Raw genomic sequence first — 26,112 nt, 5'->3', positions numbered from 1 at the left:
CAGGTGCGGCCGCTCAGCCGATGAGGCTGGGCTGCAGGTCGCGCAGGGTGCGCTTGTGCGTCATCCGGGTGACGCCCACCATCGCGAGCAGCAGGGCGCCGACCAGCCAGATGCCGAGCACGCCCAGATCCGTCATCGCGCGGGATACCTGGCCGCCGTACATGAGTTGGCGCATGGCGTCGACGACGTATCCCATCGGCAGCACGTGGTGCAGCGCGGCGAGCGGCGCCGGAAGCGTCTGCCACGGGAACGTGCCGCCGGCGGTCACCAGCTGCAGCACCATGAGCACGAGTCCCATGAACTGCCCCACGGAACCCAGCCACACGTTCAGCGCGAGGATGATCGCCGCGTACGTCGCCGAGGCCAGCACCATGATCCCGAGCGCGCCCCAGCCGTTCTGGAACGTGAAGCCGAGCGCCCAGGCCAGCACGCCCAGCAGCCCCACCATCTGCAGGGCGCCGAACCCGGCGGGGGTCAGCCACCCGGCCAGGGTGATCCGGATGGGGGAGTGCAGCGCGGTCACCGCGCGCCGCGAGATCGGCTTGATGATGAGGAACAGGGCGTAGATGCCGATCCACCCGGCCAGCGCGGCGAAGAAGGGCGCCAGGCCCTGGCCGTAGTCCTTGGCCGCCGCGACCTTGTCGCTGGACACGTCGACGGGGTTCGCGATCGTCTTGGCCTGCTGCTCGCGCAGCTCCGGGGTGGAGGCGGGGATCGCGTCCACGCCCGCCTTCAGGCCGTCGCGCAGCGTGCCGATGCCGTCGGCGAGGGTGCCGAGACCGTCGTGCAGGCTCTTCGCGCCGTCGCGGGCGCTCGCCGCACCGGTGCTTAGCGCCGCCGCGCCGTTCGCCGCGGTCTGCGCGCCGTTCGCGAGCTGCTGCGACTTGTCGGCGAGCGTCGCGCTGCCGGACGCCACCTGTGCCGCGCCGTCCGCGAGCTGGTCGATCTTGCCGACCGCGCCCTGCACGGTGTCGTTGCCGCTGCGCAGCCGGTCGCCGAGCGGATCCAGCTTCGCCAGCACCGCGTCGATGTCGGCCTGCGACATGCCCCGGTCCGCGAGGGCCGCGGCGATGTCGCTGCGCACCTGCGGAAGGGTGTCGGTCGCCTGCTGCACGAGGGATCCGGCCTCGTCCGCGTACTGCGCGATCTGCCGGTTGCCATCGCTCACCTGCTGCGCGCCGTCTGCCAGAGTCGCGGCGCCGTTCGCGAGCTGCTGCGACCCGTCGGCGAGCTGCGCCGTGCCCGACGCGAGCTGCGCGGCGCCGTCCGCCAGCTGCGCGGTCCCGTCGGCGAGCTGACCGCTGCCGCTGACCGCGGTCTGGGCGCCGTCGTACAGCTTGCCGGCGCCGTCGGCGGCCTCGCCGAGCTTGTCGCGCACCTCGCTCAGGCCCGTGAGCAGCTTGTCCGCGGCCTCCTGGCCCACCATCTCGGCGACGGAGCGGCGGATCTTCTCGACCGCGCCGGATCCGATCGACGACGCCAGATAGTTGTTGGCGTCGTTGGTCTCGAGTTCGATGCGCGCCTGGTGCGGATTCGTCCCCGACGACGAGAGCAGCGCCTCGGAGAACGTCTTCGGGATCGTGACGGTGAAGTCGACGTCGCCGTTCTTGAGGGCCGCCCGCGCGCCCGGCGCGCTCATGCGCTGCCAGTCGAACGCCTTGCCCTCGACGAGGTTGTCGGCGACCTTCTCGCCGTAGTTCGTGGTGGTGCCGTTCGAGGTCGCGCCGGCGTCCTCGACGACGAGCCCTACGGGCACCTCGGTGAACTTGCCGTAGGGATCCTGGTTCGCCCAGAGGTAGAGCCCGCCGTACAGCACCGGCACCGCCATGAGCGCGATCAGGGCGATCACGGCCATGGGCGTCGCGGTCAGCCGGCGCAGCTCGGCGGCGATCATCGCGGGGATCTTCATCGCTCTGCTCCGTTCGCGGTGTCGGTGTCGGTGGTTTCGGGATCGGTCCCTGAGCTTGTCGAAGGGACCTCGTCGGGGGTGGTCCCTTCGACGGGCTCAGCGACCGGTTGGTCGGGGGTGGTCGCTGAGCCTGTGCTGGTCCCTGAGCTTGTCGAAGGGACGTTGTCGGGGGTGGTCGCTTCGACGGGCTCAGCGACCGGTTCGGCGACCGGAGGCTCCTCCTCGAGGGGTTCAGCCGGATCCGCGGCGATCGCGGCGGTGGATCCGGTGATGTCCGCGAGCGGACGCACGGGCACCGTCGCGTTGGTCGGGTAGTCCGTCTCGAGCGCCTCGGGGAGCTGCTCGATGACCGCCGCAGCGGAACCGCCGACGATCACGAGCACGGCGAAGCCGCGGTCGGCGAACTCCGAGGCGATGCGCCACCACCCCTCCGGGCGGCCGCCGTGCCGGTCGGGGGAGACCAGCACGAAGCCCTCGACGTCGTCGCGCAGCACGGCGAGCTCGGCCAGCACGCGCACCCGGACGGACGGCTTGATGGTGCCGATCGGGTGTGCGGCGAGCTCGGCGAAGCCGATCTGCTCGAGCCACCGCCGTGCGTGCAGCGGGGTCGCGGGGAGCCCCGCGAACATGAGCTCCTCGCCCACGACGGCGGCGAGCGTGACGCCGGGATGCGGGTCGCTCACCTCGGGGGCGTCGACGAGCGCCATGCGACGACGCAGCTCGCGATCGTTGCGGGTGCCGTCGATCGTGACCTCGCCCGTGTCGGGGCGCATCCGTCCGGTGGCGATGAGACCCAGCACGGTGGGGCGCAGTTCGGTTTCGGCGAGCACGAACCGGGCGTGGCCGGTCTCGATCTCAAGCGATGTGGTGGGCAGCGCGCGGCCGTTCTTGCCCTTGCTGACGTCGTGCACGGCGATCCTCATGCGCGGCCCTCCTCGGCGGGAATCGTGGCCAGCGTATCGGCCGCGGCGGTTGCGCCGAGTTCCGGATGGGCGGCGAGCAGCGCGTCGATCTCCCGCCAGCCGAGTCCGGCGATGCTGAGCACGGCCCGTACGGCGATGTCGCCGGCGACGGGGGAGGAGGCGTCGGTGCGGGTGACCACGGTGCGGGCGCTCTCCTCGATGAGGCGGGCGAGCGTCGGCGCGGTCATGTCCTGCCTCAGCTCGCCGTCCTCCTGGCCGCGGCGCACGAGGGCGGCGAGCACGCGCCGCAGGGGGGCGAGAGCTGCGGCCGTCGCCTCGACGTGCGCCTCGTCCAGGGCGATCGCCGCGGCGACCTGCACGTGCGCGGCCTCGCGCCAGAGGTCGGCGGTGAGGCGCGCCAGGGCGATGCGGCTGTCGGGGTCGTCGACGCGCTCCGCGATCGCGTTGAACCGCGCGGCGCCGGCCGAGACCAGGGCGTGCACCAGCGCCGTGCGGTCGTCGAAGTGCCCGTACAGCGCGCGTCGGCTGAGGCCGGCCGCGCGGGCGATCTGGTCGACGGAGGCGTGCGGATCCGCGGCGAGGGTCTGCGAGGCCGCGGCGAGGATGCCCGCGCGGTTCTCGGCGGCGTCCCTGCGCTGGCGGCGGGGTGCAGTGGTGTCGGTCACTCCTCCAGTGTAGCGCTATCCTGCACAATGGTGTGCAAGTTATGCCGTGAGCAGACTGAAGGCCTGGATGACTGCCCCCGCGCCCGATGAGGCGAGCGCCTGCGAGACCGCGGGCTGGGTGATGCCCTCGGCGGCGGCGAGCTCGCGCTGGGTCGTGCCGAGGCAGCGCCCGTAGGTGAGCCGGCGCGTGCGGGCGCTCATGTCGGTGATGAGCTGGTCGCGGGTGAGCAGGCCGATGTTCGCCTGGCGCGCGAGGAGGTGGTCGGGCTCCGGCTGGGCCTCGTGCGCGACCACCCAGGTGCGGGCGCCGGGGGCGGCGCGGCGCTGCAGCGCGTGCACCCGCTCGATCGCCGCGCGTGCGGCCCACCAGCCGGGACCCTCGGGGATCTCGCCGGCGGCGGAGGCGATCTCCTCGACGGGGCCGATACCCACGCCGAACCGGCAGTCGAGCTCCTCGGGCAGGGCGAGGCGCAGCAGGGTCAGCGCCGCGAGCGCCGCGTCGAGGGTCGGATAGATGCCCTGCTGCTCATCGCCCACGGTGGGTCGCAGGGGGCTCGCGGACAGCGGGCCATCGCTCTCGATCCGCGCGATGGCGTCGTCGAGGGCCTGTTGCGCGCTCGCGCGGTCGTCGAGCGCGCGGGATCCGACGATGTCGAGGATGACGGCGATCATCTGAAAAGGGTATCACTGATCTTTCGCAGAGATAACCCTGACGCTTTTATCTGCCGGTAATGGGTGGAGGGCTTCTGCGGCGAGGGGGTCCCGGGTATCGGCCAGGAACGCCCTCACGTGCGTCTGCGCTCAGTCGGTGCCGGAGTCGAAAGCCGCACCCTCGCTGGCGAGGTCGACGGCGTCCGCGAGAGCCTCCTCGGTCTCGGCCAGGGTGGTGCCCTCGACCGACTCCGTGATCTCGTTCGCTTCGCCCGCCGTCACGCGACCGACGAGCTCGCCGGTGGCACCGCCGACGAGGCCGAGGCCCGCGTACTGCTCGAGGCGGGCGCGCGAGTCGGCGATGTCGAGGTTGCGCATCGTGAGCTGGCCGATCCGGTCGACCGGGCCGAACGCGGCGTCGCCGACGCGCTCCATGGAGAGCTTCTCCGGGCCGTACGACAGGTTGGGGGAGACGGTGTCGAGGATCGTCCAGTCGTCGCCGCGGCGCAGGCGGATCGTGACCGTGCCGGAGATCGTGGATCCGACCCAGCGCTGGATCGACTCGCGCAGCATGAGCGACTGCGGCTCGAGCCAGCGGCCCTCGTACATGAGGCGACCGAGGCGGCGGCCCTGCTCGTGGTACGTCGCGAGGGTGTCCTCGTTGAGGATGCCGTTGACGAGGCGCTCGTAGGCGATGAACAGCAGCGCCATGGCCGGAGCCTCGTAGATGCCGCGCGACTTCGCTTCGATGATGCGGTTCTCGATCTGGTCGCTCATACCGAGGCCGTGGCGGCCGCCGATGGCGTTCGCCTCCTGCACCAGCGCGACCGGATCCGGGTACTCGACGCCGTTCAGGGCGACGGGACGGCCGGCCTCGAACGTGACCGTGACGTCCTCGGTCTCGATCGAAACGGACGGATCCCAGAACTTCACGCCCATGATCGGGTCGACGGTCTCGAGCGAGACGTCGAGGTGCTCGAGGGTCTTCGCCTCGTGCGTCGCCCCCCAGATGTTGGCGTCGGTGGAGTAGGCCTTCTCGGCGGAGTCGCGGTAGGGGAAGCCGTGCGCGACGAGCCACTCGCTCATCTCCTTGCGGCCGCCGAGCTCGGTGACGAAGTCGGCGTCGAGCCACGGCTTGTAGATGCGCAGGCGCGGGTTGGCGAGCAGGCCGTAGCGGTAGAAACGCTCGATGTCGTTGCCCTTGTAGGTGGAGCCGTCGCCCCAGATGTCGACGCCGTCCTCCTTCATGGCGCGCACGAGCAGGGTGCCGGTGACGGCGCGGCCCAGCGGCGTGGTGTTGAAGTAGGTCTTGCCGCCGGAACGGATGTGGAAGGCGCCGCAACTCAGGGCGACGAAGCCCTCCTCGACGAGCGCGGTCTTGCAGTCGATGAGGCGCGATGCCTCGGCGCCGTACTCCAGCGCGCGGCCCGGGATCGAGGCGATGTCGTCCTCGTCGTACTGGCCCAGATCGCCCGTGTAGGTGAAGGGCACCGCGCCCTTGTCGCGCATCCACGCGACCGCCACGGAGGTGTCGAGCCCTCCCGAGAAAGCGATGCCGACGCGCTCGCCGACGGGCAGGGACTGGAGGACCTTGGACATGGGATCCAGTCTATCGGCGGCGTTTCGCGGGTTTCGACGGGCCCGGACCGGGTGGCTATCCGAAGGTAGCGGGAGAGCGGTTCGAAGGTCTCGGCAGTTCGGGACCTATGGGCGAAGCGGTGGCCATCGTCCCGTCCCTAGCCTGCAGGCACAGCCCATTCCAGGGCTCGGAACGAAGGGAGGGTCGCATGTCAGTGATCGAAGCGACCGCAGTACTGCAGAACGGGATCGTCGGGGCGATGGCAGCGGGCGAGGAGCGCGTGCGGCGTATGCTCCTCGTCCGCCGCGACAGCTACGTCTGGATCATCATCATCGCGATCGCGGTCATCATCGCCCTGGGGCTGATGACGGCGTGGTTCATCTACTGCCGTAATCAGGGCGGCTGGCCGGCGCTGGACATGCCGTCCTGGTCGTCGGGCGGCACCTGGAAGATGTACTGCAGATCCTGAGCCGACGGGAAGCGGAGATGCTGACGGACGCCGTGCTCAGGGCCGAGGCGCTCTCGAAGCGGTACGGTGCGCGCACGGTACTGGACGACGTCTCGATCGAGGTGCGCCGAGGGCGGATCCACGGACTGCTCGGACCGAACGGCTCCGGCAAGACGACGGCGTTGCACATCGTCACCGGGTTGGTCCGCCCCGATCGAGGACGCGTCCGCGTCCTGGGCATCGACGTCCAGGACAAGGCGAGCCGGGAAGAGGTCGGGTTCGCCCCCGACGACCTGCCTCTTCCCGGCACGTTGACGGGGCGGGAGTTCCTCCTGTTCCACGACGCGCTGCGCCGGCGCGACGATTCCGCGCGGGCGGCCACCCTCACGGAGATGCTGGGGATCTCCGGTGATCTCGACGCACCGGTCGCCGAGTACTCGCACGGAATGCAGCGAAAGCTGCAACTCGTGGCCGCCGTGATGCACGAGCCCGCCATCCTCATCCTCGACGAGCCGTTCCGCGGCCTCGATCCCGATGCCGCGCTGGGGGTGAGGCGCCTCCTGCTCGCGTACGCCGGCGGCGGCCGCGCCGTGCTCGTCGCGACCCATGACATGCTCCGCGCCGAACGCGACTGCGATGAGGTGACCATCCTCGATCACGGCGCCGTCGTGGCAGCTGGCGCCCCGGGCCGGCTGATCTCCGAAGCGTCCTCCTGCGCATCGCTCGAGGACGTCTTCCTCCGCGTCACCGGGCGAGCCGATGACGCGGAGGTGCGGGCCGATCGCCTCGCGGCGGTCTTCCGCTGACTCACCGGGTGCCGGGCGTCGCCCGGCACCCGACACACCTGAACGAGAAAGGCACATCTCATGACAGCCGGATTCCGGATCCTCCTCCACTGCTTCGCAGGACTCGTGCTCGGGGTCTGCGTCGTGTTCCTCGCCATCGCTGCGTCGCTCGTCATGGCCTTCAGCACGGCCGGGGACGTGACGATCCCCGGCGTCATCCGGATCTGGCGTTCGACCGAGAACGGCGCGACGGCGCTGAACTTCGTGCCGGACTTCGTGGGCATGGGGATCGCGGTGCTCGCGTGCGCCGGACTGTACGTGCTGCTGACCACGTTGGCGGGGCGTCGCATCCGCCGGGCATCGGAGAGTGCGCACTCGGAAGCCGCCGGATGAGGGCGGTCGCCGCGGTCGCGCTGACCCTGTGGGTCAGGGAGGTCGCCCGGGTGCTCGGCACGACGACGCGGAGGATCACGGCGGCCGCGATCGTCTCCGGCGTCCTGCTCGTGCTGTTCGGTCTGGGGCTGGCGCTTCTGGCCGGTGCTGAGCTCGATGGCGGGATCTCCTCGGAGCTGCATCTCTCCCTCGCGCGCACGTCCTTCTCCGCGGCGGCGATGACGGCCGGCATCGTCGCGGTGATCCTGTGCCTCTCCGCGCCGCCGCGGACGGCGCTGCAGAACCTCCTCGACCTGCTGCCGGTCAGTCGCGCGGCGGCCCGTCTCGGACAGCTCGTTCCTGTCATCGCGGCGGGACTCGTCTACAGCGCAGCGCTGACCAGCACCGCCGTCGTGGTGGTGCTGCGGACCAGTGCCGGAGTCGCGGACGCCCTGCGGGGGCTCGCCTCCTACGTCGCGCTGCTCGCTTGCTTCCTCCTGGGGGCCGTCGCGGTCTTCACGGCGCTGCAGGCCGTCGCGATCGCTCTGCTTCGGCTGCCGCTCCAGTACGCGTCGACCTTCTCGGGCGCGCTCGTCTTCGCGGGCGTGGTCGCCGTCACCGGTCCGGACCTGCTCGCGCAGCCCTCCCCCGCCGACGGTGGCGGGGCGCTCGAGCTTCTGCCCGCGCGCACGTTCGCGCGCATCGCCGTGGCGCCGGTCCCCGCGGCTGCGGCGGTGGCCGTGGCCTGGACCTCCGCGGTCGTCGTGCTGCTGTGGCTGGTCTCGCGGCACCACGTCGCGGGCGCGCCGCGCGCAGCGATCCGGCTTCTCCGTCGTACGCGTCCGTTCCGGCGCACCGCCTGGTGGGGGCAGCTCTGGGCGGAGGTGCTCATCGCGGTGCGCACACCGCAGTTCGTCGTCTCCGCGCTGCTGCTGCCACTCGGAGTCCTGGCCGTCTGGGTGCTCGCCCGGACCGTGCCCGCGTCGGCGCTCATCGTCCCGACACTCGCCGGGTCGCTGCCCGTCCTCCCCTTCGTTCTCGCGGTCAACGCCGTGGGGCGCACGCTGCGCACGCAGTGGCTGTCACGTCTGGTCGGCGGCGATCGGGTGCCGTTGCTCGGACCCAAGGCGCTGGCGGCCGCGTCCGCAGGCGTGGCTCTCGGGGCGCCGGTGCTCGTCGCGGTGCTCGTCACGGGGTTGATCCCCCCGGCGCAGATCCCCGACATCGTCGTCCGGTGCCTGCTGGGCCTGACCGCCGGCCTGCTGTGCGGCGCGATCGTGCCGTACAGCGAGGAGCAGCCGCTCTCGGCGTCCGCCGCCGGATTCCTGCTCGCGCTCGTCTACATGTCGGTCACGCTCACGGCCGGGTGGGTGGCCGCAGTCGCGGCTCCCGGCACGGACCGCGTGCTCATCCTGGCGGCGATCACCGTGCTCGGCGGCGCCTATGCCGCCGTCGCGGCTCGGCAGAGCAGGCGAGAACCCGCTCGTGCTTGAAGTTCGCCGCGTGGTGCGGGTCGGAGTGGAGGAGGAGCAGGGCGTTCTGATCTGCACGGAGCTGGGATTGCGCCGTCGCAGGTCCGCTCCGGAGGCCGTCGCGGACGGACTCTGCAGCGAGGAGCTCTTTCTGCGTGCGGGAGGTCGCTCCTGGCATCTGCCGCCGTGGTTCACCAGCAGGTCGCGACTGCTGCCCCGCGGTGTCGTCCCTGCGGCGCTGGCCTGCGTGATCCATTTCGGATCGGGCATGGGCCTGATCCTCGCGGCGCTGGTTGTTCTCCTGGCCACCGGGGCCGTTTTCGGACTCTCGGCGCTCATCGCCTTGGCAACCCTCGGTCTGGTCCTCGTCGGATCGATCCTCGTGCACGAGCTCGGTCATGTGCTCGCCTACCGGATCCTGATGGGCGTTGCGGCACCCGCTGTGCTGATCGTGCGGGGCGCGTCGTGCCGGGTGCTGCGTCTTTCCGGCCCGTGGTGGGCGGACGTATCCGTCGTGCTGGCGGGGCCGGTGGCTCCGGTCGTCGTCGCGGCATGCGCGTGGCCTCTGTTCGAGCTGGCGCCGCCGGCGGTGCTGCTGGGCGCGCTGGTGGCGCTCGGCCATGTCGTCGGTCTCGCGCTGCCGTTCGGGGACGGGGCCGCGTTGAGGGAGATCGCACGCGGGAACTGACGGCAGCGTGTCCGTGGGGCCCCTCACGACGGTAAAGGAAACTGTGCTGTACGCTGAGCCGGGGGACTCTGATCAACGGCTGGGGGGCTCATGATCACTGCGGTATCGGACGACGCGTTTCCGACGGCGATCGTCGTGTCATCGGACGGTCTGATGGGGTCTGCGCTCTCGATGATCCTGTCAGGCGAGTCGGGCCGGCCCGTGGAGCTGGTGGCGTCGATCGAGAGCGCGATGGCCGCCTGCGCGAAACGTACGAGCGCCGGCGAGACCCCCGTCATCGTGTTCGATCTCTCGCCCTCCGAGCTGCCCGGCTTCGAGACCCGGGCCGCGCTGGCCGCGGCGAACGCGCAGGCGCCCGTGATCGTCGTCGCCCCGGCGGAGCCGTTCGGGCGGCTCCGGGACCTCTTCGAACTCGGCGTTCGCGGGATCGTCGGGCGGGATGCCGAGCCGGAGGAGCTCGTGCGCGCCGTCATCGAGACCGCGAAGAAGGAGACCGTGGAGAAGAACGTCTTCGTCTCGCGGCGGGTGCTGAACCGCCTCGTCGAGCACGTCATCCGCTGCCCGATCCGCACGGTCGGCGCTGCCGGGCGAGAACTGGAACTGTTGGCGCCACGGGAGCGCGAGATCGTGCAGCTGCTCACCCGCGGAATGACGAACCGCGAGATCGCGGCGGAGCTCCACCTGTCCGAGGCGACCGTGAAGGCCCATCTCGGCCGGGTCATGACGAAATGGCAGGTGCGCGACCGGCTTCAGGTGGTGCTGCGCGCCCTCAACCGCATCCCTTGAGGGCGCAGCGTGACCGCTCGCTCCGGATAGGGGCGTGCCGTCTCAGCTTCCGCGCTTGCGCGACACCCAGATCACGCCCGCGCCCACGGTGAGGATCGCGACGGCGATGCCCACGATGTAGCCGGCGACGCCGAGGTATCCGCCGAGCAGCGCCTGGTCGAAGTTGGCGGGATTCAGGAAGGGGTAGGGGTACCACCCGGCCTCTCCGGTGCGCGGGTTGATGATGAAGTTCGCGCGCACGAGCGTGTACACCGCCCACAGGATCGGGAAGGCGGCGATGATCCCCAGCACGCCCCAGCCGAGGCACCGCCGGCGTGGCGCGAACAGCACGTCGGCGAGCAGGAGCAGCGGTCCCACGACGTGCATCATCTCGTTCGCCCAGGCCACGGTCGAGCCCTGCGGCAGCTCGATCCCGCGCAGCAGCAGGTTGTAGACGATGCCCGTGACGATCATGTACGTCGAGACGCAGGCGAGCAGGATCGCGATCGCGCGCGGTTCCGGATCCGTCGAACCGGCCCCTGAGGCTCTCGTGGTCCGAAGGCTCCAGACCGCGACGACGATGAGCATGATCGCCGACGACACGTTGGACTCGATCGTGAAGAAGCTGAGGAAGTTCGCCACCACGGTCGGCACGTGCGAGCCGTAAGGAGTGGTCGCCGCGAGCGCATTGCCCACGGTCACCACGAGCTGATGCGTCACGGCGGCGAGGATGGCGACCGCACCGACGAGCCGTACGGCCGCCCAGACCCGGACGTCGATCGCGAAGCGGGCAGGGCGAGTGGCGGTGCGCTCCGGCGCGGAGATCTGCATGCCTTGACGATAGCGGTGCGCGCGGCCGCTCACGGATACTTGGTCAGCGCCTTCTTGAAGTCGTCGACCTTCTTCTCGCTCAGCATGTAGCGACCCACCACCGCGAGCTGCAGACCCTCCAGCGGCTCGCCGGTGCGCTTCGCCGTCTGTTCGCGCGATGCGCGGTACTCGCCGGTCGTGTCGTTGGCCAGGTCGGTGATGTCGGCGTAGAACCAGCCCGGATCCGGCTCGTCGTCGCTGAACCACTCCCAGTCCACCTGCGTCTCGGGAGTCGCGCCGCCGTACATCTTCGAGATCATCGTCGGATCCACGCCGCTCGCGGGATCGTTGAAGGCGACCATGCTGCGCCAGCCGTGCTGCTCGATCACCGACTCGACCGTCTGCATCACGTCGAGCTTGTGCGCGTAGCCGGTCACCGGCGTCGTCGTCGCCCACACCTCCGAGGTGTACCGCACCAGCATCGACTCCCCGCCGTAGCCGTTGCGCTCGGGGCGCTCCTGGGCGTCGGCGGACTTGACCCACTGCAGTCCGTACTCGGAGGTCAGCCGCGCGCGTACGTCGGCCATGGTCTCATCGGCCAGAGCCTGGAGCTGCTCGAGCGACTGCTGATGCAGGAACTGGTTCGCGTCCTTGTCCTTGATGCCGGGGTACGCCTCCCACAGCTTCTGCTTCGCGGTCTTGTGGCCCTCGTAGGATCCGGTCGCGGCGACGCGCACGGCGCTCAGCGCCCCCATCGTGCCGACGTTGAGCACGAGCGCGATGGTCAGCGCGACGGCGCCCAGGATGCGCCCGGACCGGGTCACGAGGGCCGCGATCGCGAAGCCCAGCACGGCCAGTTGCAGCACGAGCATGGTCGCGCCGAAGAAGGCGTCGGCGGCGCCGACGGCGAGCAGGATCAGCGCGACGACCACGAAGGCGATCGAGGCGGCGAGGGAGATCCAGCCGAGGGGGCTGCGCTTCTTCGGCGGCCGGCCGGTCGCTGAGCTCTTCGGGGAGCCAGAGCCCGGAATGGTCCCTTCGACGGGCACAGGGACCGGCCCGGGTCCTTCGTCTCGCTGCGCTCGCTCAGGAACCGGCACGCCGAGGAGGGCACGGCGGGCGCCGCGGTAGCCGCCGGGCGGCGGCACCGGCGGAGCGCCGGCCGAATCGGTCACGTAGCGGGGCGGATCGCTGCGGTCTACCATGGCTTGTCCGTCCCGCTGCTGCCGCCGTCGTCAGTGCCGTCCTGCTGGTTCTGCTGGCGCTCCTGCTCGCCCTGCTGCAGCTTCTTCTGCAACTCGTCGAGTTTGCCCTGGTCGGGCTGCTGCGGCTGCGGCGGCTGCTGCGGATCCTGCTTCTGCGGATCCTGCTGGTCGGAGTTCTGCTGCTGTTGCTGATCCTGCTGCTTCTGCTGCAGGCGGTCCTTCTGGTCCTTGTTCGACTGCCCCATGTCGCGCTGCGGATCCGGCGACTGCTCCTGCGCCTGCTTGCTGTCGCATTCCTTCGGACGCTCGGCGTTCACCTGCAGCGCCCGCGCGTAGAACTCCAGCGCCGTCACGTGATCCTGCTTGTCCGCGGCGGCATCGCCCTCCCGCTCGAGCACGAGCGCCAGGTTGAAGCGCACCGCGCATACCTCGAGCCCGTGGGCGAGCTTCAGCGACTCCTCGAACTTCTTCTGGCCGGCGGCGAGCTTGCCCGACTCGGCGAGACCGACGCCCTGATCGAAGGGCGCCTTGTACGGCTCGAACCAGTTCGCCGGGTCGAGATTGCGCGCGGCGCTCACGGATCCGGTGTAGTCGCCCGCGACATACGCGGTGATCGACTGGTAGGCGAACGCGTACAGGCTCACCAGCTTGCCGACGAACAGCAGCGCCACGAGGATCAGCGGGAGCGAGCCCCAGGCGATCCACCGGCGCGCGGCCCGGCGGCGCCGGTTCGCGGCGAGGGGGGCGTGCGCGGCGGCGTCGGGCCCCTCGACAAGCTCAGGGACCGACTCGCGTCCTTCGACAGGTGCCGTGGTGGTCATGCGCCACCTCCCGAGGCGGCCGGGCGTCCTTCGTCTCGCTGCGCTCGCTCAGGAACCGCAGTGTGAGCGGCCGGGCGCTCGGGGGCCGAGAGGTGGCGCATGCGCATGATCAGGATCGTGGCGCGGGTGATCTCGGCGCACAGCAGGGCGACGATCACGAGGGCGAAGATCCAGCTGAGGTCCGTGGGCTGGGTCAGCGGATCGTCCTCGCGGTACGCCAGGGTCGACTTCGGCGCGGGCGGCAGCTGCGGCTTCGCCTCGGCGGTGCGGTGCTCGTAGCCCACGCCGAGCTCGCCCGCGATCTGCTGCAGGTTCTTCTCGTCGATGCGGCTGAGCGCATCGGATCCCTGGTACTGGATGTAGTCGCCCTGGCCCTCGAACGCGCCCGTGGTCTCGCGCATCGGCCCGCCCTTCGCGGTGCCGTAGCCGAGCACCTCCCCGCCGGACACGAGCTTCTTCGCCGCGGCGAACGACTCCGGGGAGCTGGAGACCGTCTGCTCGCCGTCGCCGAGGTAGAACACCATCCGCGCCCGATCCGGCGACGCCTTCCGCGCGTTCTGCAGGGTCTGCGCGAGCAGCTGGTTCGCGATGCCGATCGAGCTGCCCTTGGACTGCCGCGTCACCTCGGGCTGCAGCACGTCCACGGCCGAGACCAGGGCGCCGGTGTCGGTGGTGAGCGGCAGGCGCAGTACGGCGTTCGCGTCGAAGGTGATGAGCGCGAACCGCGCGCCCGGGTACGCCTCCGCGATGCGGCGCACATCGCTGCGGACGCCGGCCATCCGGGTGCGGTCGGCGGATCCGCTCTTCGCGCCGTCCCAGTCCTCGGCGACCATGCTGGCGGTCGTGTCGATCGCGATCACCACGTCCGTGGCGGAGGCCAGAGTGCGCACCTGGCCGCCGGGGATGCCGGGCCGCAGCAGCAGGATGCCGCACGCGAGCACGAGCAGCACGCGCAGTGCCCACACCACGGGGCCGGCGCCCGTGCGTCCTTCGTCTCGCTTCGCTCGCTCAGGAACCGGGGTGCGCGAAGGGGGCTCAGCGGCCGGGGCGCGGCGCAGCGAGCGCACGAGCATCCACACCGCCGCGGCGAGCACGGGCAGCACGAGCAGGATCGCCAGGAACGGCGCGACGACGGGCTGGAGGATCACAGGCGCACCCTCCACAGCAACACGACGAAGCCGAGTGCGATCACGATCAGGGCCGCGATCCACAGCTGCGGCACGTCGGTCCAGATGACCGTCGCCTGGCCCTTCAGCTGCGACGCCTCCTGCTTCTGCACCTGGGCGATGATGTCGCCCACCGTCGTGGTCTCCCGCAGCGCATACGCCTTTCCGCCGGTCACCGCGGCGGCCTCCGCGAGATCCTCGCTGTTCGGCTGGTCGATGCCGTCGACGGGGTTGATCGTGTAGATCCGGATCTTCTTCGACGCGGAGTAGTCGGCTGCCTCCTTCAGCGAGACGATCGGGGATCCGTTCAGCTCGTTGTCGGTGGCGAGGATGATCGAACGGGCGCGCTGCTCGTCGGCGTGGTCGAAGCGCATCACGCAGGAGGCGAGCCCGTCGCCGATGAGGGAGGCGCCCACGCCGTTCATCGTGCCGACCCACTGCTCGGGCACGTCGGTCGCGTAGTCGAAGCCCTTCATGAGGCTGCGCAGGTGCTCGCGGATGAACGGGTAGTCGTCGGTGAGGGGGAAGACCTGCACGGCCGAGCTGTTGAAGATCGTGAGCCCGACGCGCTCGCCCTTGAAGCCGTCGGCGAGCTTGTCGAAGATCGACACGATCTCCTTGTCGACGTCGGTCATGGATCCGCTCACGTCGAGGCAGAGCATGATGTCGCGGTTCGTGGCCACCGGCTGGATCGTCTTCTGCGCGATCGGGCGGGCCGCCACCACGCCGCCGATCACGACCGCGAGGATCCCGAGGGCCACGATCGCGGCGAGGGCGGCCTGGCGACGGCGCACCGCCCGGCGGAACGCGGGCAGGGCGCGGATCCGCTCGGCGCGGGCGACCGGCGCACCGGAGCCGGAGGACGCGCCCCCGCGCCCGCGCAGCCCGAGCAGCACGCCGAGGACGATCGCCAGGAGCAGGACGCCGATGACCGCGAGCAGGATCCAGATGTTCGCTAGTACCACGTCGTCACCACCTTGCGGGCGGCCTCGGCGCCGGCGAGCGGCCCTTCGACAGGCTCAGGAGACGGCGCGCTGCGCCGGAAGATCCTCGGGTAGTAGTTGCGCCCGATGGCGTCGATGAGCGCCGGGTGCACGCCGAGGCGCACCAGATCGTCGAGGGCCAGCACGGGCGCCTCGATGCCGCTGTACTCGTTCACGAAGGAGCGCACCGTGCGGCTGAGCTCGAGGTTGGCGCGGCGGGCGTCGATGCGGCCCGCACGGTAGTCGGCCTCGATCTGCGCGATCGCGCCGAGGTACTCCTGGCGCAGCACCGTGGCGACGTCGGCGGTGAGCGTCGGCACCGGGAGGGGCGCGGCCACGGCGAGCGTGCGCCGCGGCCGGGTCAACACCACCACGAGCCACGCGGCCCCGGCGAGCAGCAGGAGAACGCCGATCGCGAGGAGGATCCAGCCCGGGCCGTACTGGGCGGGCGGGTACAGCTCATCCGTGCCGGACATGCGACCTCGCATCCAGCATCGCGAGCAACTCGCCGACGGCGCCGTCCTGATCGGCGAGCGCGACGTTCGTGATCTCCAGGCGGCGCAGCAGCGCCTCGGTGTGCGCGGCGGCGGCGGCATCGGCGGCGTGCAGCTCGGCGGCGAGCTCGGCGTCGCCCTGCAGGAACTCGGGGATCGCCCAGTGCGACGCGACGTCGCGGCGGGCGCGCTGGGGCGCCGCCGGCGGGGCCTCGACCTCAGAGGCGCGGCCCGAGCGGCCCGCACGACGCGCCGAGGCGGTGCGCCGCGGCACCGCGTCGAGCACCGGCTCGGCGTCGCGCAAGGTGATCCACAGCACGTCGTGCTGTACGCGCAGGCGCCGCAGCAGCCGCTCCGTCTCGGCGCCGACCGGGGCCTCGTCGGTGAGCACGACCACGATCATGCGGCGCGAGATCGTGCGCGCCACGTACGACAGCAGCGCGTCGCGGTCGGACGGGACCGACGCGTCGTCGACCGCGCGGTCGATCTGGCGCAGGGTGTGCTCGAGGGCGGCCTCGCTGCGACCGATCTCCCGGCGGCGCACCCCGGAGGAGTCGCCGCTGACCAGGCAGAAGTCGTCGCCGTGCCGGAGCGCGAGCAGGCCCAGCACGCCGACCGTGAGGATCGCCAGCTCCTTCTTCGGCCTCTCGTCGTGCGCGAGCGCCGCCATCGAGAGCCCCGTGTCCACGACGAAGAGCACGGTGTGCATGCGGGTGGCCAGCGACCGGCGCACCACGGGGGATCCGAGTCGCGCCGTCGCCTTCCAGTCGATGTCGCGGATCTGGTCGCCGTACTCGTAGGCGCGCAGGTCGTCGAAGTCGAGGCTGTGCCCGCGCAGCAGCGACGCGTACGCGCCGTCGAGCGCATGCGTCGACTTGCGCGTCGAGTCGATGAAGAGCTTGCCCTTCACCGGCGTCAGCAGGCTGGCCATGGCGGGATCCTCGGTTCGTTCGGCTACTCGGCTTGTTCGGCTTTTCGGCTTGGGTCAGGGTCCGGTGGGAGATGGAAAACGTCGCTGCGGCGAACCCTGGAGGGACGAAACCCATCTCTTGGCCGCACGGTTGAGGTCGTCGAGATGAAAAACGTCGCTGCCGAACGCCGCGGAGACGCGAAAACCATCTCCGCGACGGCGGGCCAGGGTGCGGAGGCGCATGGTCAGGGGGTCGGCACGGCGCCGAACACGGCGTCGATGATGTCTTCGCTGCGCACGTTCTCGGCCTCCGCCTCGAACGTCAGCAGCACGCGGTGGCGCAGCACGAGGTGGCGGAGGTTGCGCACGTCCTCCGGGATCACATACGAGCGCCCGGAGAGCAGGGCGAGCGCGCGGGACGCCTGCAGGAAGGCGATGGATCCACGAGGGCTGGCGCCGTACTTGATGTACCCGCCGAGGGTCTCGCCGATGTACGGCACCGGGTTCCGGGTGACGTAGACGATCGAGACGATGTAGTTGCGGATCGCCGGATCCACGTACACCCGCGACGCGATGTCCTGCAGCTGCTCGACGTCGGCCAGCGAGATCGTCGTGGTCGCGTGCCGGTCGGGATCCAGGGCGCCGGAGTCGATGCGGGCGAGCACCTCCAGCTCATCGGCGGGGCTCGGATACTCCACGATCTCCTTGAGCAGGAAGCGGTCCATCTGGGCCTCGGGCAGCTCGTAGGTGCCCTCCTGCTCGATCGGGTTCTGCGTGGCGATCACGAGGAACGGGCGCGGCACCTTGTGGATCTCGCCGCCGATCGTGGTCTGCCGCTCCTGCATCGCCTCGAGCATCGCCGACTGGGTCTTGGCGCTGGAGCGGTTGATCTCGTCGAGCAGCACGAAGTTCGCGTGCACCGGGCCGAGCACGGTGCGGAAGGATCCGCTCGCCGCGTCGTAGATCTGCGTGCCGGTGATGTCGCTGGGCAGCAGGTCGGGTGTGCACTGGATCCGCTTGAAGTCGGCCTTGACCGTGTCGGCGAGGGTGCTCGCGGCGGTCGTCTTCGCGAGACCGGGCACGGATTCGAGCAGGATGTGCCCGCCCGCCATGAGCGCGAGCAGCAGGCTCGTGCGCAGGCGCTCCTGGCCCACCATACGGGCGGAGTACGCCTTCGAGACGATGTCGAGGGTCTCGCGGGCGCGCGCCATCTCCGCCTCGGTCGGGGCGGGCTTCGTCGGTGCCGCTGCCTGGGCGGGGGCGGCCGGCGCGGTCGGCGCGGGGGCAGCAGGGGGTTGTGCCGGGTTGCCGGTCCCTGAGCCTGTCGAAGGGCCCGGCGTGGAGGGTTGTGCCGGGTTGCCGGTCCCTGAGCCTGTCGAAGGGCCCGGCGCGGACGGTGCGGCCGCTGTCGGTGCGGACTGCTCCCGGCGCGTGCTCGGTGCGGGCGGCATCGGCGGCGCGGGCGGGATCGCGGGCGGCGGGGCGACCGTGCTCGCGGGCGGAGGCGGCGTCTGCGCGGCGAACGTCGGCGCGTCGTTGTTCTGGCTCACGTGCGGTTCCCCCTGGTTCGGGTGCGCGCTGCGGCGGCGCACCTCTGCCAGCGTAACCGGCGTCGATCGCGCTGCTCCCTGGATCGGATGGGGAGGACTCCCCATCCCGCGCCGCCCACGGTGATACCGCGGGGTGACGTGCGCATCGGCACGAGGCCGTAGCGTGGATCCGACGGCGCACGAGCGCGGAGAGGGGCGGCATGTCTGTCGAGGGTCAGCAGGATCTTCGGCGGTCGGCGCTGTGGCGCCGGCTCGGGATCCTGCCGCCGCGTGTGGCGCCGGGGCGGGCGAACCTCGTGGTCTGGGCGCTCGCGATCGCGTGCGCCCTCACCCAGCTCGCCGTCGCCGCGCCGCTCGGCGTCACCCTCTACCGGATCCCGGTGGCCGGGGCTCTGATCCTCTCCCTCGTGCAGGCGGCGGCCATCGTGCTCGCGCTGTTCGCGCCCGCCTGGGCGACCGTGGTGGCCCTGATCGCCGGGAACGCGCTCGCCGGCCTGGCCTCGGCCGAGACGGGTGCGCCCTGGCCGGTCGCGGCGTCGACGACCGTCGCGAACACGCTCGTGTGGATCGGCGTGGCGCAGCGGGCGCGCTGGTGGGTGCCCGCGGGAGGATGGGCGCTCAGTGTCCTCTGCGCCGTCATGGTGGCCGTGGAGTCGCCGGTGCGCTCCGACGACGGCGCCGCGATCGCCGACCTCATCGTGTTCGCCGCGGTCACCCTCGGGGCCGTCCTCGTCGGCCTCGGCATCCGCAACTGGTCCCTGCTGCGTGCGCAGCTGCGGGCCGAGCGCGCCGCGACGGCGGTGGAGCTCGCCCGCCGCGAAGCCGTGGAGGACAAGGCGCGCATCGCCCGCGAGCTGCACGACGTGGTCGCACACGGCATGTCGGCGATCCAGGTGCGCGCCGCGAGCGCTAGGTATCGGATCCCCGGCCTTGACGACGAGGTCGCCGCGGAGTTCGACGAGGTCGCGTCGACCGCACGGTCGGCGATGAAGGAGATGCGCGTGATCCTGGGTCTGCTCCGCGACGAGGATGCAGACGTCGAGCACGCGCCGCAGCCGGGGCTCGCCGACATTCCCGGGCTCCTGGCGCGCGCGGGGGATCTGGGCCCGGTGGCGGAGCGCGGTGCCTGGCGGCTCACCGAGGACGAGCGGCAGGATCCGATCCTCGGCCTCGCCGCCTACCGCGTGGTGCAGGAGGGGCTGAGCAACGTCGCGCGGCACGCTCCCGGCGCCGCCGCGGAGGTGGTGTGGACGCAGGCCCCCGGCGAGCTCGGGATCGACATCCGCAACGGCGTGCCGACCAGACCCGCCGCGCCGCGGGCGGATGGGGGCGGGCACGGCCTGCGCGGCATGCGCGAAAGGCTGGCGACGATGGGCGGTACGGTGCAGACCGCGGCGCAGGAGGACGGCGGGTTCGCGCTGCACGTGCGGATCCCGAGAGAGGGACGCGGATGACGACGGTGCTGATCGTCGACGATCAGGCGATGCTGAGGGCAGGGTTCTCCGCGATCCTGCAGGCGCAGGACGGGATCGACGTGGTCGGGCAGGCGGCCGACGGTGTCGAGGGCGTCGATGAGGCGCGCCGGCTCCGGCCCGACGTGGTGCTGATGGATGTGCGGATGCCGAATCTCGACGGCATCGAGGCGACCCGGCGCATCCTCGCGGCGGCGGAGCGCGACGGCCGCCCCGCGCCCGCCGTGCTCGTGCTCACCACGTTCGACGCCGACGAGTACGTGCACGAGGCGCTGCGCGCCGGGGCCAGCGGGTTCCTGCTGAAGGATGCGCTGCCGGAGGAGCTCGTCCAGGCAGTGCGCGTGGTGGCGGCCGGCGACGCGCTGCTCGCCCCGCGCATCACCCGCCGGCTGCTGGAGCGGTTCGCCGAGAGCCGGCCGCGGGGCGGGGGCGCGGAGCTGAGGTTGAAGGGGCTCACCGAGCGCGAGCACGAGATCCTGGTGCTGATCGGCCGCGGCCTGTCCAACCGCGAGATCGCGGGCTCGCTCTTCCTCGCCGAGCAGACGGTGAAGACGCATGTCAGCCGGATCTTCGCCAAGCTCGGTCTGCGCGACCGGGTGCAGGCGGTGATCCTGGCGTACGACGCCGGACTCGTGGCGCCGGCGGGATGAGGCCGCTCGCTCAGGTCGTCTGCGAGACCGCGACGCCGAAGACGGCGCTGCGACGACGAGGCGCACGATGAGCAGGATTCCCCACGCCAGCAGGATCAGGCACGAGATGATCACGCCGGCCACGGCCATCCCTCGTCCCGCGGGCTCGCGGCGCAGCCCCACGATTCCCCGCACGAGGGCCGTGATCGGCAGCAGGAGCGTGAACCCCGTCATACCGCGGTAGGGGGCGGATCCGGCTCCGCAGCGGGATGCGCGTGCGATGACCCGCCCGCGACGGTGAGGGCATGGCACTGATCACCCCCGCTCTCGCCCCCGCGCCGACTCCGCCGGCGCGCCCCGTCCGGGACACGTCCGTCGACGCCGTGCGCGCCCTGCTCCTCGGCGTCGTGGTGCTCCTGCATGCCCTCATGGTGGGCGTGAGCGTCGCCGCAGACGGATCCCCTGTGCTGCGCAACGCGATGGAGGGCTGGGACGGGTTCGGCCCGCTGACCTGGATCCTGCAGATCATGCCTCTCTTCTTCGTGCTCGGCGGGTTCGCCTCGTACACCCAGTGGACGCGGCAGCGGGCGCGCGGAGTGACGCCGGACGCGTACGTCGCGGGGCGCGTGCGCCGCCTGCTGATGCCCGCTGCCGGCGCGATCGTCGCGGCCGCGGTCGTGCTGGCCGGGCTCGTCGTCGCAGGCGTGCCGGCGGAGATCGTCGCCACAGCGGGGTTCCGCACGGGGCAGCCGCTCTGGTTCCTGGGCGTGTACCTCGGCTGCTCGGCGCTGGTGCCGGCGATGGTGCGTCTGCACGAGCGCCACCGCGCCGCGACGTTCCTCGCGCTCGCCGCCGGGGTCGTCGCCGTCGACGTGGTGCGCGGTGCGACCGGGACCACGGGGATCGGCCTGCTGAACATGGCTTTCGTGTGGCTGCTGCTGCAGCAGCTCGGGTTCGCGCTGGCGGACGGCTCCCTCGACCGCCTCCGGCGCGGGCCGCTGCTGGCCGTCGCCGGGGCGGCCGTGGGGCTCGCGGGCGTGCTGATCCTCACCGGCGCGGCGCCGGCGAACCTCATCGACGCGCTGAACCCGCCGATGGCGATCCTCGTGGTGGCGGGCGTCGCGCAGACCGCGCTGTTCCTCGCCCTGCGGCCGCGATTGCGCTCGGCCGCGGCGGGTGCGCGTACGTCCGCGGTGATCTCGTGGGTCAACGCCCGGGCGATGACCATCTACTCCTGGCACATGCTCGTGGTCATCGCGCTGGCCGGGATCCTCCTGCTCTGGCACGCGGGCCTGCCTGCGCCGCTCACCGCAGACTGGTGGGCGAGCCGCCCGCTGTGGTTCGCCGCGGTGCTGACCGCGGTGGGGCTCGTGGTCGCGGTGGTGGGCCGGCGCGAGGCGGCGCGCGACTCGGCCATGCCGCCGTCGGACCGCGCACGGGCGACCGCGTCGGCGCTCACGGGCGTCGCCGGGGTCGTGACGATCCTCGTCGCCGGATCCTCCCCGTCGGGCTGGGTCGTCGGCGCCGCGCTCGTCCTCACCGCCCTCCGCCTGCAGAGGGTCCGTGCCCTCACCGGTTCGTGAGGCGCGCCTGTCCCCCCGCGCCCCCGTCGCCGGCAACCGGACGGGGGACGGTCGGATCCTGGGGACGTTACGCTTCAGCAGGGGGAGGGCGACGACGGAGGGCGGTGTGCGGATGGCGGTGGACCACGCCATGCTCGAACGGCGCGGCCGCTTCGAGGGCGGCGCGGTGTTCTCGGGTCCCGAGGGGCTCGCCCGGCTCTCGGTGTCCTCCCGCATGACGAGCCCGCGGCCGCATCACCACCGCACCCTGGTCGCCACCACGACGTTCGGCGAGATGTTCGCGACGCGGATCCGGTCCCGGCATCTGCACGCCGAGCGCTCGCCCGACCGCCTCGACGACCCCTACTCCGGGTACGCCCAGCTCGGCTTCGTGCTGTCGGGCACCATGCGGATCGAGCAGGCGGGGCGAGAGAGCGCGATCGCCCCGGGTGCGGTGAGCCTGCTCGTGGGCAGCCTCCCGTTCCGCACCCGCATCGACGAGGAGGCGGAGTCGGTGCAGCTGTACCTCCCGCTGCGTCTGATGCGTGCGCACGGGTACACCCCCGAGGGGTGGGCGGGCGTCACGTGGGACCGCACTCCGTCCGCGATCGCGCTCCAAGACATCCTCCGCACGGTGACGAGCGGCACGGATCCCGTGCCGGAGGCCTCGGCCACCTACGTCGGTCACGCGCTGCGCGAGCTCGCCCTGGCCGTGCTGCACGAGGCGGCCGATCGCGTGCACGCCGGGTATGACGCGAAGGCCATGTACCGGGAGCGGGCGCAGGCGGTGATCGCCGACCGCTTCACGGATCCGTCCTTCGACGTCGCCGCGCTGGCGGACGAGCTGAAGGTGAGCCCGCGCTACCTGCACTCGCTGTTCCAGGGCGAGGAGCTGAGCCCGGGGGCGCTGCTGCGCGCCACGCGGATCCGGCACGCCGCGGGGCTGCTCACCGGGTCTCGCACGCGCGAGCTGACGGTCGCCGCCATCGCACGGCTCAGCGGTTTCGGCGGCGACGATCAGTTCGCCCGGGCGTTCCGTCGCGCGCACGGCATGACGCCGTCGCAGTATCGGGATCGGCACCGTTCCGCCGCGCACTGAGATCCGACGTTTCGCGCGAGAGCCGACGCGGATCCCTTTCCCTGCGTACCGGTATATCGGTACGGTTCGAGTGCCACAGCGTGGCCACCGGAGTGTTGCTCGAGGAGTCGTGCTCAGAACAGGGGGGCGGATGGACGTCGAAGGGTCGCGCACCGAGCGTGCATCACGAGGCAGGCGGCGCCGGCCGGGGCTCAGCATCCAGTCGAAGCTGCTGATCATGCTGCTCGGCGTGAGCCTGGTCTCGGCGCTCATCATCGGCGCGGTGGGCTTCGTCAACGGGCGCAGCTCCCTGCATGCGAGCGCGGTTGACCAGCTCACCACGATCCGCGAGATGCGCACCCATGAGATGAAGGTCGCGCTCGAGGACGTGAAGCGCACCGCGTCCCTGAACTCCCGCAACCTCAGCGCCCAGAGCATGTCGAAGGCGCTCAACGAGGGCTTCGACCAGCTGCAGGGCAGCGCGCTCGACGCCGGGCAGTCGGCCGCGCTGAGCCGCTACTACGCGGACACGTTCGTCCCTGCGCTGGAGAAGCGCACCGGCGACGAATACGGGGAGCGCGCGTTCATCCCGGCATCCGCCGCCGGGCAGTGGCTGCAGGCGCACTACACGGTCCGTAACACGACGCTCGACGACGCCGGCTATGAGGCGAATCTGACCGACGACGATGCGGGAGACGGATCCGCCTACTCCGCGGCCGCCGTGCGCTACGGCGACTACTTCGCCCGGCTCATCAACCAGGCCGGCTACGAGGACGCGCTGCTGCTCAACCTCCAGGGCGACGTCGTGTTCACGGCGTACAAGGGTGTGGAGCTCGGCACCAACCTCGACACCGGCCCCTTCCGCGACTCGAAGCTCGCCGACGCGTACCGCGAGGCCATCGCCACCAACTCGGTGGATGCGGTGGTGCTGACCGACTTCGAGCGCTGGACGCCGTCTCTGGGCACGCCGTCGATGTGGATCGTCTCGCCGATTGGCAACGACTCAGGGATCACGGGGGCGCTCGCGCTCCAGGTGTCCCTGGACTTCGTGAACGACGTGATGACGGGCCGGCACGGATGGAAAGGCCAGGGCCTGGGCGACACCGGAGAGGTGTACCTCGTGGGCCGCGACGGTCTCATGCGCAGCGTCTCGCGCGAGCTCGTGGAGCATCCGAAGAAGTACGCACAGGCGGTGATCGACCACGGCACGGCTCCGTCCGTCGCGAAGCGCGCGGTGCAGGTCAAGGGCACGGTGCTGCTGCAGCCGATCACGGGCGACGCGGTGACCCGGGCGCAAAGCGGCAAGAGCGGCACGCTGGAGGGCGCCGACTACATCAGCGGCTCGAGCGTGGTCAGCTACGGCCCGCTCGAGGTCGAGGATCTGGACTGGGTCGTGATCGCACGCATCGACTCCGCCGAGGCGTTCGCGCCGGTCACCGACTTCACCCGGATCGTGCTCATCTCGGTGCTCGGGATCATGCTGATCGTGGCGTTGCTGTCGCTGCTGCTTGCGCAGGTCTTCACGCGGCCGATCAACCGCCTGGTCGCGGCCGTGCACCGCGTCGCCGAGGGCGATCTCGACGTGCAGGTGCCGGCCGGATCCCGCGACGAGTTCGGCGACCTCGGCAGCGCCTTCAACGACATGGCGTCGAGCCTGCGGATCAAGCAGCAGCTCATCGACGAGCAGCGCGCCGAGAACGAGAAGCTCCTGCACACGCTCATGCCGCAGAGCGTCGCGGAGCGCTACAAGCAGGGCGATGAGACGATCACCGAGGCGCACGACGACGTCTCGGTGGTGTTCGCCGAGCTCATAGGCTTCGAGGAGCACGGCCGCACGATCAGCGCCGAGGAGGAGATCGCACAGCTGAACGCGCTGATGCGGGGCTTCGACGAGGCGGCGGACAAGGCCGGCGTCCGCGCGCATCCGCGGCTCGCCGCGGAGATCGGACAGTCGCTCGACATGAAGCGGGCCGCAGCGGCCGAAGTGCTCGCCGCCGCCGGGCTGACCCGGGGCGAGATCCAGCTGGGCTGACGCCTTTCGGATCCGCGCCGGCCATGCGCCCGTTCTCCGGCGCCTGTTCTCAGGGCGCGCCGGTCAGACGCCTGCGGTCACCGCGTGGGCTCGGCGCGTCGCCACCGCAGGCGGGTGACCAGCACGCCGAGCAGGCAGAGCGCGCCGCCGACGAACATGAGCGGCGTCGGCACCTCTCCGAGGATGATCCAGGACAGCAGGATCGCGATCGCGGGCACCACGTAGGTGGTCGCGGACGTCTGGCCCGCCGTGCTGCGCTGTAGCACGTAGGCCCAGGTGGTGAAGGCGATCGCGGTCGGGAAGACACCGAGGTAGACGACCCACAGGGTGGCGTCGAGCGGCGCGGTCTGCACGGCCCCGACGAGGTCTCCCGACCACGGCAGCAGGGCGACGGTGCCCGCGGCGGCGCCGAGCCAGGTCAGCGTCGTGGCGTCGGCGCCTGCGCTGAGCAGGTGCTTCTGCAGCAGGGTGCATCCGGCGTACATGACCGCGGCGAGCAGGGCGAGCAGCAGGCCCGCGATGTCGATGGATCCGGCCTTCGTGGTGGAGTTCAGGCCGATCAGCACCACGCCGGCGAACGCGATGGGCGCGCCGATCAGCAGCGGCCGGGGGAACCCCTCGCGCAGGAACAGCCCGCTGAACACGACGACCATGAGCGGGGCGAGGTTGACCACCATGGCCGCGGTGCCGGCGTCGAGCGTGTGCTCCGCGGCGTTCAGCGCGAGGTTGTAGACGCAGAACCAGCCGACGCCCCACACGGCGACGAGCAGCCACTGCCGGCGGGACGGCATCCGCACCCCGCGCCGCAGCGCGATGACCGTGAGCGCCACGGTGCCGACGGCCATGCGCAGCAGGGCCAGGGCACCGGGATCGAAGTGCGGGCCGGCGCCGCGGATGCCGATGAACGCGGACGCCCAGAGCACCACGGTGACCACGGCTGCCGCCAGGACGAGCGCGCCGTTCCGCCGCGGGGCAGCGCCGTCCGCTCGCGGGTCGGGGGCTGCTCCGGCCGCCGGGGCCGCGCCGTTCCCTCCGGGGACAGGAGCCGCGCCGTTCGTCCGCGGATCGGGGGCTGCCCCGGTCGCCGCGGCAGGGCGTGCTCGTCCTCGTGTGGTCTCCGCCATGCTCCGATGGTCGCAGGGG

25 protein-coding genes are annotated in these 26,112 nt (G+C 71.5%); 11 read left to right on the top strand and 14 right to left on the bottom strand.

The features are described 5' to 3' along the window. Positions 1 to 13 precede the first annotated feature (13 nt). The 5 genes from AERO9AM_RS04425 to argG all read right to left on the bottom strand — a co-directional run bounded on the left by AERO9AM_RS04425 (position 14) and on the right by argG (position 5,747). The gene (locus AERO9AM_RS04425; RefSeq protein WP_159575069.1) at positions 14 to 1,909 is read right to left on the bottom strand and encodes a YhgE/Pip domain-containing protein; all 1,896 of its coding nucleotides are present in this window, start codon (positions 1,907 to 1,909) and stop codon (positions 14 to 16) included. Further along, the gene (locus tag AERO9AM_RS04420; protein WP_201298580.1) at positions 1,906 to 2,832 is read right to left on the bottom strand and encodes a hypothetical protein; all 927 of its coding nucleotides are present in this window, start codon (positions 2,830 to 2,832) and stop codon (positions 1,906 to 1,908) included. Before AERO9AM_RS04420 ends, AERO9AM_RS04425 begins: the two co-directional genes overlap by 4 nt. Further along, positions 2,829 to 3,497: a TetR/AcrR family transcriptional regulator gene (locus tag AERO9AM_RS04415; RefSeq protein WP_159575068.1), complete on the bottom strand. Its 669-nt coding sequence runs from the start codon at positions 3,495 to 3,497 to the stop codon at positions 2,829 to 2,831. Before AERO9AM_RS04415 ends, AERO9AM_RS04420 begins: the two co-directional genes overlap by 4 nt. A 39-nt stretch (positions 3,498 to 3,536) precedes the next feature. Then, positions 3,537 to 4,169 carry a SatD family protein gene (locus AERO9AM_RS04410; RefSeq protein WP_159575067.1) on the bottom strand — a complete coding sequence of 211 codons (633 nt, stop codon included), beginning with the start codon at positions 4,167 to 4,169 and terminating at the stop codon, positions 3,537 to 3,539. A gap of 129 nt (positions 4,170 to 4,298) precedes the next feature. Beyond that, a complete protein-coding gene (gene argG, locus AERO9AM_RS04405; RefSeq protein ID WP_159575066.1) occupies positions 4,299 to 5,747 on the bottom strand; it encodes an argininosuccinate synthase in 1,449 nt (482 codons plus the stop codon). A gap of 188 nt (positions 5,748 to 5,935) precedes the next feature. Between argG and AERO9AM_RS04400 the strand changes: the two genes are divergently transcribed. The 6 genes from AERO9AM_RS04400 to AERO9AM_RS04375 all read left to right on the top strand — a co-directional run bounded on the left by AERO9AM_RS04400 (position 5,936) and on the right by AERO9AM_RS04375 (position 10,278). Further along, positions 5,936 to 6,196, top strand: coding sequence for a hypothetical protein (locus tag AERO9AM_RS04400; RefSeq protein ID WP_159575065.1), 261 nt, complete (start codon positions 5,936 to 5,938; stop codon positions 6,194 to 6,196). A gap of 17 nt (positions 6,197 to 6,213) precedes the next feature. Further along, the gene (locus AERO9AM_RS04395) at positions 6,214 to 6,981 is read left to right on the top strand and encodes an ABC transporter ATP-binding protein (protein ID WP_159575064.1); all 768 of its coding nucleotides are present in this window, start codon (positions 6,214 to 6,216) and stop codon (positions 6,979 to 6,981) included. A 60-nt stretch (positions 6,982 to 7,041) separates the two neighbouring features. Then, positions 7,042 to 7,353: a hypothetical protein gene (locus AERO9AM_RS04390; protein WP_159575063.1), complete on the top strand. Its 312-nt coding sequence runs from the start codon at positions 7,042 to 7,044 to the stop codon at positions 7,351 to 7,353. Continuing rightward, positions 7,350 to 8,825: a hypothetical protein gene (locus tag AERO9AM_RS04385; RefSeq protein WP_159575062.1), complete on the top strand. Its 1,476-nt coding sequence runs from the start codon at positions 7,350 to 7,352 to the stop codon at positions 8,823 to 8,825. The genes AERO9AM_RS04390 and AERO9AM_RS04385 overlap by 4 nt, the downstream gene beginning before the upstream one ends. Continuing rightward, positions 8,776 to 9,492, top strand: coding sequence for a hypothetical protein (locus tag AERO9AM_RS04380; protein ID WP_159575061.1), 717 nt, complete (start codon positions 8,776 to 8,778; stop codon positions 9,490 to 9,492). The genes AERO9AM_RS04385 and AERO9AM_RS04380 overlap by 50 nt, the downstream gene beginning before the upstream one ends. A 153-nt stretch (positions 9,493 to 9,645) precedes the next feature. Continuing rightward, the gene (locus tag AERO9AM_RS04375; protein ID WP_159575060.1) at positions 9,646 to 10,278 is read left to right on the top strand and encodes a response regulator transcription factor; all 633 of its coding nucleotides are present in this window, start codon (positions 9,646 to 9,648) and stop codon (positions 10,276 to 10,278) included. A 42-nt stretch (positions 10,279 to 10,320) separates the two neighbouring features. Here AERO9AM_RS04375 and AERO9AM_RS04370 read toward each other — a convergent pair whose 3' ends face one another. The 8 genes from AERO9AM_RS04370 to AERO9AM_RS04335 all read right to left on the bottom strand — a co-directional run bounded on the left by AERO9AM_RS04370 (position 10,321) and on the right by AERO9AM_RS04335 (position 17,857). Continuing rightward, on the bottom strand, positions 10,321 to 11,088 hold the full coding sequence (locus tag AERO9AM_RS04370) for a Pr6Pr family membrane protein (protein WP_201298579.1): 768 nt from the start codon (positions 11,086 to 11,088) through the stop codon (positions 10,321 to 10,323). Positions 11,089 to 11,117: 29 nt separating this feature from the next. Further along, a complete protein-coding gene (locus tag AERO9AM_RS04365) occupies positions 11,118 to 12,272 on the bottom strand; it encodes a hypothetical protein (protein ID WP_159575059.1) in 1,155 nt (384 codons plus the stop codon). After that, positions 12,266 to 13,093: a hypothetical protein gene (locus AERO9AM_RS04360; protein ID WP_159575058.1), complete on the bottom strand. Its 828-nt coding sequence runs from the start codon at positions 13,091 to 13,093 to the stop codon at positions 12,266 to 12,268. Before AERO9AM_RS04360 ends, AERO9AM_RS04365 begins: the two co-directional genes overlap by 7 nt. Further along, a complete protein-coding gene (locus AERO9AM_RS04355; RefSeq protein WP_159575057.1) occupies positions 13,090 to 14,241 on the bottom strand; it encodes a vWA domain-containing protein in 1,152 nt (383 codons plus the stop codon). Before AERO9AM_RS04355 ends, AERO9AM_RS04360 begins: the two co-directional genes overlap by 4 nt. After that, positions 14,238 to 15,224, bottom strand: coding sequence for a VWA domain-containing protein (locus tag AERO9AM_RS04350; RefSeq protein ID WP_236602474.1), 987 nt, complete (start codon positions 15,222 to 15,224; stop codon positions 14,238 to 14,240). The genes AERO9AM_RS04355 and AERO9AM_RS04350 overlap by 4 nt, the downstream gene beginning before the upstream one ends. Further along, a complete protein-coding gene (locus tag AERO9AM_RS04345; protein ID WP_159575056.1) occupies positions 15,215 to 15,718 on the bottom strand; it encodes a hypothetical protein in 504 nt (167 codons plus the stop codon). Before AERO9AM_RS04345 ends, AERO9AM_RS04350 begins: the two co-directional genes overlap by 10 nt. Further along, complete coding sequence (locus AERO9AM_RS04340; protein WP_159575055.1) at positions 15,702 to 16,667, bottom strand: DUF58 domain-containing protein; 966 nt, start codon at positions 16,665 to 16,667, stop codon at positions 15,702 to 15,704. The genes AERO9AM_RS04345 and AERO9AM_RS04340 overlap by 17 nt, the downstream gene beginning before the upstream one ends. A 224-nt stretch (positions 16,668 to 16,891) precedes the next feature. Beyond that, on the bottom strand, positions 16,892 to 17,857 hold the full coding sequence (locus AERO9AM_RS04335) for an AAA family ATPase (RefSeq protein ID WP_159577356.1): 966 nt from the start codon (positions 17,855 to 17,857) through the stop codon (positions 16,892 to 16,894). Between the two features lie 539 nt (positions 17,858 to 18,396). Here AERO9AM_RS04335 and AERO9AM_RS04330 point away from each other — a divergent pair. The 5 genes from AERO9AM_RS04330 to AERO9AM_RS04310 all read left to right on the top strand — a co-directional run bounded on the left by AERO9AM_RS04330 (position 18,397) and on the right by AERO9AM_RS04310 (position 24,969). Next, on the top strand, positions 18,397 to 19,650 hold the full coding sequence (locus AERO9AM_RS04330; protein WP_159575054.1) for a histidine kinase: 1,254 nt from the start codon (positions 18,397 to 18,399) through the stop codon (positions 19,648 to 19,650). Further along, positions 19,647 to 20,318 carry a response regulator gene (locus AERO9AM_RS04325; RefSeq protein ID WP_159575053.1) on the top strand — a complete coding sequence of 224 codons (672 nt, stop codon included), beginning with the start codon at positions 19,647 to 19,649 and terminating at the stop codon, positions 20,316 to 20,318. Before AERO9AM_RS04330 ends, AERO9AM_RS04325 begins: the two co-directional genes overlap by 4 nt. 284 nt (positions 20,319 to 20,602) lie before the next feature. Beyond that, positions 20,603 to 21,880, top strand: coding sequence for an acyltransferase family protein (locus AERO9AM_RS04320; RefSeq protein WP_159575052.1), 1,278 nt, complete (start codon positions 20,603 to 20,605; stop codon positions 21,878 to 21,880). A 112-nt stretch (positions 21,881 to 21,992) separates the two neighbouring features. Then, positions 21,993 to 22,958, top strand: a complete 966-nt coding sequence (locus AERO9AM_RS04315; RefSeq protein ID WP_159575051.1) for a helix-turn-helix transcriptional regulator — start codon at positions 21,993 to 21,995, stop codon at positions 22,956 to 22,958. 109 nt (positions 22,959 to 23,067) lie between these two features. Beyond that, positions 23,068 to 24,969, top strand: a complete 1,902-nt coding sequence (locus AERO9AM_RS04310) for a HAMP domain-containing protein (RefSeq protein WP_236602473.1) — start codon at positions 23,068 to 23,070, stop codon at positions 24,967 to 24,969. Positions 24,970 to 25,046: 77 nt separating this feature from the next. Here AERO9AM_RS04310 and AERO9AM_RS04305 read toward each other — a convergent pair whose 3' ends face one another. After that, positions 25,047 to 26,093, bottom strand: coding sequence for a DMT family transporter (locus AERO9AM_RS04305; protein WP_159575049.1), 1,047 nt, complete (start codon positions 26,091 to 26,093; stop codon positions 25,047 to 25,049). Positions 26,094 to 26,112 lie beyond the last annotated feature (19 nt).

This window comes from Microbacterium sp. 8M, from assembly GCF_902506375.1.
Taxonomy (GTDB): Bacteria; Actinomycetota; Actinomycetes; order Actinomycetales; family Microbacteriaceae; genus Microbacterium.
This window is presented reverse-complemented; position numbering and strand designations above follow the sequence as displayed.